Genomic DNA, 10179 nt, shown 5'->3' on the forward strand with positions numbered 1-10179 from the left:
AAAGAATCCTCAGGTTGGTAGTAAAACTACAAAACTGTCACCGAGCGCCGCAGGCGCGCAAAGCCTCCATCAGCTGCTCTTTGGGCGTATCGTCGATAATCTGCGCATCACCCAGCCCGTGAAGTAGTACCAAGCGTAATTTGCCATCCTGCACCTTTTTATCCACAGACATTGCCGTCAGATAGTCGTCGACAGCCATATCCTCAGGAGATTGTTGCGGCAAATTCGCCTGAGTTAGCAGGGTGCGCAGGCGTAAAACCTCATCTTCACCAATCCAGCCCCGCAGGCGCGACAGCTCCGCAGCCATCACCATACCGGCGGCCACCGCCTCGCCGTGCAACCATTTGCCGTAGCCCTGAACCGCTTCAATGGCGTGACCGAAGGTATGACCGAAATTGAGAATGGCACGGCGGCCGGATTCGCGCTCATCTTCGGCGACCACTGCCGCCTTGTCCTCACAGCTTCGCTTCACCGCGTAAGCGAGCGCTTCCGGATCCCGCGCCAATAACTTGTGCATATTCTGTTCCAGCCACTGGAAAAATGGCTTATCGCAGATCATGCCGTATTTGATGACCTCGGCGATGCCGGCTGAAAGTTCGCGATCGGGGAGCGTATTCAGGGTATCAATATCGATCAGCACCAGCTGCGGCTGATAGAAAGCACCGATCATATTTTTGCCGAGCGGGTGATTGACACCGGTCTTGCCTCCCACCGACGAATCCACCTGGGACAACAGGGTAGTAGGCACCTGCACGAAATCCACACCGCGCTGGTAGCAGGCGGCAGCAAAACCGCTCATATCGCCAACCACACCGCCGCCGAGGGCAACAATTGTGGTGGAGCGATCGTGGCGCTTTTCCAGCAGGGTATCAAACACCCGGTTCAGGGTATCCAGAGTCTTGAATGCCTCACCATCGGGTAGCTGGACCGAATCGACCTTGCCAAACCTCCTCAGCCCCTCGAGTATTTTTTCCAGATACAGCGGCGCAATGGTCTCGTTGGTGACGACGAGTACCTGTTTGCCGCGAATGGCCTGCTCAAAATAAGACGGGTTATCCAACAGCGCGGAACCAATCAGAATCGGATAGCTGCGCTCGCCCAGGTCGACATTCAGACGGTGCATGGTTACTCCCTAACGTGCACGGAATAAAAATAAGGGAATTCTAGAAGCAAGAAGAATTCGAGTCGGAAAACCGGGGTCAACCGGGGGCTTCGCCCTGCAAGCGGTCCGCGACCATTTGCGCAGCTTGCTTGGGGGTGCAGTGGTCGGTATCACATACCAGATCCGCAACTTCCGCGTAAAACGCCTCGCGCTGCTTGAGAATTTCGGCGAGCTTGGCCCGCGGATCATCCACTTGCAGTAACGGGCGGTTGCTGTTTTTGGAAGTGCGCTCCACCAGCTGATCAAGACTGGCCCGCAGATACACCACGAAGCCCTGCCCTTTCAGCAGCGCCCGGTTTTCCGGCATCAGGACTATACCACCACCGGTGGCGACCACCTGCGTTTCGCCATTGCACAGATCCGCCAAAACCTCGCTCTCACGACGGCGGAAACCGGCCTCCCCTTCCACATCAAAGATCCAGGGAATATCGGCGCCGGTGCGGTCTTCAAGTACTTTATCCGAATCGGCAAAAGGCAGCCCGAGTTGGGCTGCCAGTAATTTGCCGATAGTGGACTTGCCGGCCCCCATGGGACCGACAAGGAAGATGGGTTGGGTAATCACTTGCTGAAGGAGAGGAACTCGTCCTGCATGATGCGCGGGGTGATAAAGATCAGCAGTTCGCGCTTGTCTTCCTGCTTGGTGGTGGTTTTGAACAGGTGGCCCAGGAAGGGAATATCACCAAGCACTGGCACCTTCACCTCACCTTCGATGGCTTGCGCCTCGAAAATACCACCGAGCACGATGGTTTCACCGTTAGCGACCAAGACTTTGGTCTGTAGCGAGTTCACATTGATTGCCGGAATCTGCGCCCCAGTAATCACGTTGGTGAACAACTCACCGACACTGTTCTGGTCGATATTCAGATTCATGATGATATTGTCATCCGGCGTGATCTGCGGGGTCACGTTCAGCAGCAACACCGCTTCTTTAAAGGTCACAGATGCCGCACCGGAGGACGTCGCTTCCAGGTAGGGAATTTCCACACCGGAGCGAATGCTCGCTTCCTGCTTGTCCCCGGTGACCACCTTGGGCTGGGACACGATTTCCGCTTTGCCCACATCTTCCAGTGCAGACAACTCCAGACCCAGCAGGAAGTCTTCCTTGAGGATGGCATAAGCGACGCTGCCGGCCGGGTTGCTCAGGCCCAGATCCACCAACATGGGATCATGGGAGGTTTCCGGCGCAGACAGGTCCGGACCATTGCCGTCGCCATCAGAAATTCCCGGCAGCATTGAACCGGAACCAATACCGATCGAATCATCGCTGATATTGTGATCTTCCAGGTAGCTCCAGCGCACCCCGAGGCTCTTCTCGAAATCGGTATTCGCGGTCACGATGCGTGCCTCGATCATTACCTGGCGAATCGGAATATCGATGGCGCCGATCAGGTCGCGGAACTGGGCAATTTTCTCTTCGGTGTCAGTCAGGATAATGGTATTAGTGCGCTCATCGACAATAGCGCTGCCGCGGGATGACAGGATGCTGCGCCCGTCCTGCTGCTCCTGACCGCCAGCAAAGCTGCCCTGTCCAAAGCCGCCACCCTGGCCGCCCTGATTACCGGCAAACAGGGTAAACAGCTCACGGGCATCCGCATAACGGATCTGGATATACTCGGTGCGCAGCGGCGCCAGTTCTTCCAGCTGTTTACGGGTTTCCAGCTCACGGCGCTCGCGCTCGGCAATCTCTGCCGCCGGTGCCACCATGATCACGTTACCCTCCTGACGCTTATCCAGCCCTTTGGCCTTCAGGATCAGCTCCAGAGCCTGGTCCCAGGGGACGCCGTCCAGACGCAGAGTAATACGGCCCTGCACGGTATCACTGGCTACCAGATTGAGATCGGTAAAGTCTGCGATCAACTGCAGCACCGAACGCACTTCGATGTCCTGAAAATTCAAGGACAGCTTCTCGCCGGTAAACGCGAATTCTTTCTGCTTCTCGCGCACCTGTGCCACAGTGAGAGGCTTGACGCTCAGAACGTACTCGGTGTCTGCCTGATAGGCGAGATAATCGTACTCGCCATCGTGAGGGTCTACGGTGATTACGGTATTGCGACCGTCGTAATCGACGCTGATGGCATTCACCGGCGTAGCGAAGTCGGTTACATCCAGACGCTGGCGCAGGGATGGCGGCAACTCGGCGCCAAGAAAGGTCAACACAATCTTGCCGCGGGTGCGCTCAACATCGATGTTCACCGCCGGATCGCTCAGACTGACGATGACCTTGCCTTCGCCACCCTCGCCGCGACGGAAGTCCACGTTGTCGATACCCACATTGCCCGCAGGCTTGAACTGGGCATTGCCGCCGATATTGGTGCTGCTATGTACCGGCGCGGTGGTAACCGCTGCGGTAGTCGCAGTATCGGCACCCACCTCCAGCACCACCTGATTGCCAACGCGCTCACTGGTGTACACCGGCAGCTCGTCCAGGTTCAGGATGAGGCGCGTACGGTCCTCACCGGACACAATCACCGCACTGCGCGCGGCGCCGATATCCATGCTGTATTTTTTCTGCGGCAGTACACTCTCGACGCCGGCAAAATCCATCACGATACGCGCGGGCTGTTCAATGGTGTAGCCGGTGGGCTCCGGAGGCACATCACTGAACGTGAGGCGCAGCTGCAGACGGCTTCCCGGCAGCTCGGAGAACTGGATGTCATTCAATTGGCTTGCCAGAGACGGCGCAGCCAGGGGCAGAATCATCAGGCCCAGCAGCAACGCTTTCGCGCGCGGCAGCCTATTGGCTCCCCATGCCAATACACTGGCGAGTTGCTTGGTGATCATTTTTAGTTGTCCTTGTCTTCCAAAGTCAGAGCCCGCGGCCGTTCTATCCAGCCGCCGGTGCCGTCCGGCACAATTTCCAATACATCAAGTTGTGACGATGAGGCGTTGACCACACGCCCGTGATTTTTACCCATATAGTTGCCGATGGTGATGCGATGGATCCCCCCGTCGCCATCATTCACCAGCGCCCAAAGCTGTCCGCCCCGCGAGAGGGTACCAACCATAGACAATGCATCAAACGAGTATCGTTCCAGCAGTTCTTTCTGCCGATTCATATCCGGTGCCACATCCAGCTTGCGCCCCACAAGACGCTGATCCGCCTCCAGAACCGGACGGATGAACGGGCTGCGCATGGCGGCCGCGCTGTATACATAGGGGCTGTAAGGAGTAAATGTGGGAATCGGCTCGATCTGCCCCTTGGGCTTGTGCTTCACCGCCGCCATCTTCTGACGCAGATCACTGTGACTACCATCCAGACTACAGCCGGTCATCGCCAGCAGTGCCGCGGTCAGAGCGAAGTATTTTTTCATCCTTCTTCTCCCTGATCCTTATAGCGATAGGTTTTGGCGTTCACCACCATATTCAGTAGCGCCTTGCCATCCTTACTGGTGTTGATATCAAAATCGTGCAGAGTCACGATCCGCGGCATCCCCGCAATACCGGAAATAAACGCACCGAACTCGTGATAACCGCCCTGCACCTCAATGCGGATGGGCAGCTCCACGTAGAACTCACCTACCTGCTCCCCTTCCAGCGCCACCTTCTGGATGGTAAGGCCGCTACCGCGGCCGAATTCGTCGATATCTTCCAGCAGACCGGGCACTTCAGTGTCCTTGGGCAGCTGCTTGAGCAGTGCCCCGAAAGTCTCTTCCATTTCCGCCAGCTGTTCGCGATAGGCGTCCAGGTTGGCCGCCTCAAAAGACTTGCGCTCGAACTGGGCAAACAGCTCACGCTCTTTATTTGCGGCAAAGTCCAGCTGACCGTAGCGATCTTTGATCATGAAAAAATAGCCACCGCCAATAAGCGCCGCAGCAATAATAACCAGCAATGCGATTCGCCCGGCAAGCGGCCAGACACCGACCCGGGAGAAATCGATATCGTTGATATCCAGCTCATTGAGCTGTTTGAGAGTATCTTCAAGCGCCACGATTACGCTCCACTATTGGCGCCGTCAGCGCCCTCTTCTTTTTTGCGGCCGCTGACACTGACCGTCATTTCAAATGCGCTGGCCTGCTCACCAAATTCAGGCTTGGCTGTCACACCGGTGAGGTTCGGTGACTGAAACCACTCTGACTGGTCCAGGCTGCGCATAAACGAGGAAACCCGGTTATTGGATTCCGCAACGCCGGAGATCTGCAGGGTGCGGCCGGAACGCTTGAGGCTGGTCAACCACAGCCCCTCCGGCGCAGCGCGAACCATCTCATCGAAGTAGCGCACCGCCAGCGGACGGTTGCCCTGCAGCTCCTGAATCACGCGCATGCGGTCGATCAGCTCCTGACGACGCTTCTTCAGATCCTTGATCTCGCGGACCTGTTTGTTCAACGCAGTGATCTCGGTATTCAGCAGCTGATTGCGCTCATTCTGATTGGCAATCTGCGCATCCACCGTCTTCATCCACATAAATACCGAGAAGCCGGCAGCGATCACCACAAGCACCGCAACCTGCTGAAACTCTTTCTGCTTCTGTGCCCGGAATTCCTGGCGCCAGGGGAGTAGGTTAATTTTTGCCATTGATCAGAACTCCCTTTCGCGCATGGCGAGGCCGGCGGCGATCATCAGCGACGGCGCTTCACTCGCCAGCGCCTGACGGTTGACCCGGGATGCGACACTCATATCCCGGAAGGGATTGGCTACCAGCGTGGGCTTGTTTAGCTTTTCGCCCACCAGCTCGGCGAGCCCCTCCATCGCGGCAACGCCGCCACCCAACAGGATGTAATCGACGTCGCTATAGGAGGTTGAGGAATAGAAAAATTGCAGCGAACGGGTCACCTGCTGAACCACCGCATCGCGGAAGGGCTCGAGCACTTCCGGGTAGTAGTCGTCCGGCAGACCGCTGCCACCCTGACGCTTGGCCAGTGTGGCTTCTTCAGCGGACAGGCCGTAGCGGCGCTGGATCTCGTCGGTAAGCTGGCGGCCACCGAACAGCTGCTCGCGGGTGTAGACCGTGCGCCCATCTACCATCACGGAGAGAGCACTCATGGTGGCGCCGATATCGATGACCGCAACCACCAGCTGCTCCTGGGCGGGGAACTGGTTATCCAGCAGGGTATAGGCGCGCTCGATAGCGTAGGCCTCTACGTCAACGACCCCCGGTTGCAGATCCGCTTCCGTCAGCGCAGAGATGCGCTGCTCCACATTCTCACTGCGGCAGGCTGCCAGCAACACCTCAACTTGCCCCTCACCCTTTTCGGACGGCCCCTGCACTTCAAAGTCCAGGTTGACCTCATCCAGCGGGTAGGGGATGTACTGATCCGCCTCCAGCGCGATCTGGGCTTCCAGCGCATCGTCAGAGAGGTCCGCAGGCATATCCAGGGTCTTGGTGATGACCGCAGAGCCGGAAACCGCCACCGCCGCCTGACGCAGCCGAGTCTTGGACCGGCGAACCACCTTGCGTATCGCCTCGGCAATCGCTCCCACGTCATTGATATTTTTATCCACCACCGCATTGGGTGGCAGAGGCTCGGTTGCATAGCTTTCCACGCGGTATTTTTCGCCACTGCGACTCAGTTCGAGCAACTTGACCGAGGTGGAGCTAATATCGAGCCCAAGCATGGCTTTCGGGCCCTTGTTGAGAAAAGGGAGCATCCCCATTTTTCTTATCTTTTCCGTGGGTTATGGAGGTTTGATGGTATAGCACTTTAAATTACCGTCGCAACCGCCTTTTGCATAGGTATCAGTGCACATTATTCGTATAATTGTCGAACAGTGCCGATAATTTTGATCAAGACGTATACAGAAGCATTTCAATGACCGAAAAAGCCCGCAACCGCCTGCTGTCTCTGCTGTGGCTGGCTCTGGCCGGCGCCGCCGCCGGTGCCATGGCGTTTTCCAGCATCTACCTGTACCTGAAACCGGGCCTGCCCTCGGTCGAGAGTCTGCGCGATATCCGCCTGCAGACCCCGCTGCGGATCTATTCGCGGGACATGAAGCTTATCGGCGAATTCGGCGAGAAGCGCCGAAGCCCCATCACCATCGAACAGACTCCGGACATGTTCATCAAGGCCATTCTGGCCGCGGAGGACGATGGCTTCTACTCCCACAGCGGGGTTTCCATCAAAGGTCTGATGCGCGCGGTACGTCAGCTGGTGGCCAGTGGCTCAATCCAGTCCGGCGGCAGTACGCTGACCATGCAGGTGGCGCGAAATTTCTTTTTGAGCCGCGAACAGCGCTTTATCCGCAAGTTCAACGAGATTCTACTGTCCCTGCAGATAGAGCAGGAACTCAGCAAAGACGAAATTCTCGCCCTCTACATCAACAAAATCTTCCTCGGTAATCGCGCCTACGGCTTCCAGGCGGCCGCTCACGTCTATTACGGCAAGGACATCAACGAGCTGAACCTTGCCCAATGGGCAATGATGGCGGGCCTCCCCAAGGCACCTTCCACCTACAATCCGATCGCCAATCCATCCCGGGCGCTGGTGCGTCGCAACTGGATTCTGAAACGCATGCTGGACCTGGGTCACATCGACCAGGACGAATATAAGAACTCGATTACCGCACCGGTCACCGCCCGCTATCATGGCCGCGACCTGGACCTCAGCGCCCCCTATGTGGCTGAAATGGCGCGCAAGGAGGCGGTGGACCTGTTTGGCGATGCCGCCTACACCGACGGCTATCAGGTCATTACCACCGTCGACAGCAAGTTACAGGACGCAGCCCGCAAAGCCCTGCAACACGGCCTCGAAACCTACGATGGCCGCCACGGTTATCGCGGTCCGGAGCAGCGCCTGGATACGGAGCTGTTGGCGGACAACGATCAGCTGGTGGACCTGCTGCAGGAAATCCCGGTACTCGGCGGCCTGCAACCAGCGGTGGTGACCGCGGTAAACCCACAAAGCCTCAGGGTGCAGCTGCGTGACCGCCGGGTGGTCGAGATTCCCTGGGAGAATGGGCTTAGCAGTATCCGCCCCTATATTTCCGAGAATGCCCGCGGCGCGCGCCTCAAGTCCGCCGACGAGATGTTCGCACCCGGTGACGTAGTGCGCCTGCGCCGGGTACTGATCAGTGCGGAGCAGGTGGCAGAAGAACAGAAGTCTGCCCGCGAGGCCGAGCTGGCATCCGCCGCAGACCAGCTGGCAAACACCGAGGTGACCGAAGACCCGTTCTCCAGTCCAGAAGGCCTTGACGAGGAAGAGGCACAGGAGCAGCCCCAGGCGCGGGAAGAGTGGCACCTCGCCCAGGTCCCAGAGGCGCAGGGTGCGCTGGTATCCCTGGAGCCGGAAGACGGTGCCATTCGCGCGCTGGTGGGGGGCTACGATTTCCGTCAAAGCCACTTCAATCGTGTGACCCAGGCCGCGCGCCAACCGGGCTCCAGCTTTAAGCCGTTCATCTACTCGGCGGCGCTTGAGAACGGTTATACCGCCGCCAGTATCATCAATGATGCCCCGATTATCTTCGAGCAGACCAACCTGGAAGATGTGTGGCGCCCGGAAAACGATGGCGGCACCTTCCTCGGCCCGACCCGCCTGCGCAAGGCGCTGTATATGTCGCGCAACATGGTCTCGATTCGCCTGCTGCAGTCCCTCGGGCTGGATCGTGCACTGGCATTCGCCGAAGGCTTCGGTTTCGAGCGCGCTAAACTGGCACGCAACCTGTCTATCGCTCTCGGCAGCTCCGCACTGACACCGCTGGAAATGGTGCGTGGCTACGCCGCCTTCGCCAATGGCGGCTTCCGAGTGGAGCCCTACCTGCTGGATCAGGTTCTGGACGTACACGGGGATACGGTCTATCAGGCACTACCGTTGACCGTTTGCCGGGACTGCCCGGAGATGGGCGAGGACCGCGGCCCGGCGCCAGAACCCATTGACCTGCAGTCGGTGCAGCATGAAGCCGTTGCCAACGCCCATGAAGAAGAGCCACTGGAGCTACGCACTCTGCCCGTAGCCCCCCTCAGTGCCGACGAGCAGGCGCGCCCGCGCGCGCCCCGCGCCATGTCTGCGGAAACCGCCTTTATCATGGATTCCATGCTGAAAGACGTGGTCAAGCGCGGCACCGGCCGCAAGGCGCTGGCGATGAACCGGGGTGATATCGCCGGTAAGACCGGTACCACCAATGGCCCTCGCGACTCCTGGTTCTCCGGCTACAGTCCGCACCTGGCCACCAGTGCGTGGGTCGGCTTTGATGCCAACACCCCCCTCGGACGCAATGAATATGGCGGCACCGCGGCGCTACCGATCTGGATCGACTTTATGACCGTCGCCCTGGACGGCTTGCCGGAGCGCCACCTGCCACAACCGGACGGCATAGTGACCATGCGCATCAACCCGCGCACCGGGTTGCGCACTTCCCGCGGTGGTATTTTTGAGATTTTCCGCGCCGATCGGGTACCCGGCCGCGAGACCTACAGCAACTATCCATCGATCTACTCCGACAGCCCGGATACGCCGGACAGCAGCAATGAGCAGGCGCAGGAATCTCTGCCGGAAGAGCTGTTCTAATTCAGCGTTGTCCCATAAACAAAAACGCCGCCCCTGAGGGCGGCGTTTTTGTTTATGGTGTTTGGGGCCGTGGTCAGCGGGAGCTGCGGTACGCGAGACAGGCCTCTTCCATGGTCCCCAGATCCGGGATCACCGCCGCCTCCCCGGACAGGGCCACGTGCATCAATTCACCCATGGCGCATGCGCCTTCACGACCGGCAAGCTCTTCAGGTGTCACCCGCACCAGTCTTGGCGTCCCCTGAAGCACAACCGCAAAAAACGGCAGATCACCATCGGGATTGCCACTGCTCAGTACCGCGATACGGCAGTTACTGCGCAGAGTCGGCATGGCGTTACCACGCATCACCTCAAAAGAAACCAGTGGCAGACGCAACTCGCGCCAGTGCAACTCCCCCATATACCAGTCCGGCGCGTCAAATGCCGAAACCGGGCTTTGCAGCGCGATAATTTCCGACAGAGTATCCACCGGCACCAGCAGCTGGCCGTCGGCCAGTGGCAACAGCAGACTGCTGACTTCCTGGGGCATTTCGGTGGTTGGCAGGGCTTCTATGCCATTTCCGCTCATGCTGTGTGCTCTCC

General features: G+C 58.6%; 9 protein-coding genes. 1 reads left to right on the forward strand and 8 read right to left on the reverse strand.

Features of this window, described 5'->3' with window-relative positions:
• Nucleotides 1-37: 37 nt before the first annotated feature.
• From aroB to AU11_RS12710, 7 genes are all read right to left on the reverse strand, one after another.
• Nucleotides 38-1123: a 3-dehydroquinate synthase gene (gene aroB / locus AU11_RS12680; protein ID WP_043319710.1), complete on the reverse strand. Its 1086-nt coding sequence runs from the start codon at nucleotides 1121-1123 to the stop codon at nucleotides 38-40.
• Nucleotides 1124-1199: 76 nt separating this feature from the next.
• Nucleotides 1200-1721, reverse strand: a complete 522-nt coding sequence (aroK, locus tag AU11_RS12685; protein ID WP_081848185.1) for a shikimate kinase AroK — start codon at nucleotides 1719-1721, stop codon at nucleotides 1200-1202.
• Complete coding sequence (pilQ, locus tag AU11_RS12690; protein WP_081848102.1) at nucleotides 1721-3943, reverse strand: type IV pilus secretin PilQ family protein; 2223 nt, start codon at nucleotides 3941-3943, stop codon at nucleotides 1721-1723. The genes aroK and pilQ overlap by 1 nt, the downstream gene beginning before the upstream one ends.
• Before the next feature lie 2 nt (nucleotides 3944-3945).
• Entirely contained in the window at nucleotides 3946-4473 is a 528-nt protein-coding gene (locus AU11_RS12695) for a pilus assembly protein PilP (RefSeq protein ID WP_043319712.1), read from the reverse strand.
• Complete coding sequence (locus tag AU11_RS12700) at nucleotides 4470-5090, reverse strand: type 4a pilus biogenesis protein PilO (protein ID WP_043319713.1); 621 nt, start codon at nucleotides 5088-5090, stop codon at nucleotides 4470-4472. The genes AU11_RS12695 and AU11_RS12700 overlap by 4 nt, the downstream gene beginning before the upstream one ends.
• A 2-nt stretch (nucleotides 5091-5092) precedes the next feature.
• Nucleotides 5093-5674: a PilN domain-containing protein gene (locus AU11_RS12705; protein WP_043319714.1), complete on the reverse strand. Its 582-nt coding sequence runs from the start codon at nucleotides 5672-5674 to the stop codon at nucleotides 5093-5095.
• A 3-nt stretch (nucleotides 5675-5677) separates the two neighbouring features.
• A complete protein-coding gene (locus AU11_RS12710) occupies nucleotides 5678-6754 on the reverse strand; it encodes a pilus assembly protein PilM (protein ID WP_043319715.1) in 1077 nt (358 codons plus the stop codon).
• A gap of 155 nt (nucleotides 6755-6909) precedes the next feature.
• Between AU11_RS12710 and AU11_RS12715 the strand changes: the two genes are divergently transcribed.
• Entirely contained in the window at nucleotides 6910-9600 is a 2691-nt protein-coding gene (locus AU11_RS12715; RefSeq protein WP_043319716.1) for a penicillin-binding protein 1A, read from the forward strand.
• A gap of 73 nt (nucleotides 9601-9673) precedes the next feature.
• On the opposite strand, the gene AU11_RS12720 is transcribed toward AU11_RS12715, so the two are convergent.
• Entirely contained in the window at nucleotides 9674-10165 is a 492-nt protein-coding gene (locus AU11_RS12720; RefSeq protein WP_043319717.1) for a chemotaxis protein CheW, read from the reverse strand.
• Nucleotides 10166-10179: the final 14 nt, after the last annotated feature.

The sequence above is a fragment of the Microbulbifer sp. HZ11 genome (assembly GCF_000708675.1).
Classification (GTDB): domain Bacteria; phylum Pseudomonadota; class Gammaproteobacteria; order Pseudomonadales; family Cellvibrionaceae; genus Microbulbifer.

Coding starts and splice junctions, on each gene's coding strand:
- aroB (WP_043319710.1), bottom strand. CDS start 1,123: ATGCACCGTCTGAATGTCGACCTGGGCGAGCGCAGCTATCCGATTCTG.
- pilQ (WP_081848102.1), bottom strand. CDS start 3,943: ATGATCACCAAGCAACTCGCCAGTGTATTGGCATGGGGAGCCAATAGG.
- AU11_RS12695 (WP_043319712.1), bottom strand. CDS start 4,473: ATGAAAAAATACTTCGCTCTGACCGCGGCACTGCTGGCGATGACCGGC.
- AU11_RS12705 (WP_043319714.1), bottom strand. CDS start 5,674: ATGGCAAAAATTAACCTACTCCCCTGGCGCCAGGAATTCCGGGCACAG.
- AU11_RS12710 (WP_043319715.1), bottom strand. CDS start 6,754: ATGGGGATGCTCCCTTTTCTCAACAAGGGCCCGAAAGCCATGCTTGGG.
- AU11_RS12715 (WP_043319716.1), top strand. CDS start 6,910: ATGACCGAAAAAGCCCGCAACCGCCTGCTGTCTCTGCTGTGGCTGGCT.
- AU11_RS12720 (WP_043319717.1), bottom strand. CDS start 10,165: ATGAGCGGAAATGGCATAGAAGCCCTGCCAACCACCGAAATGCCCCAG.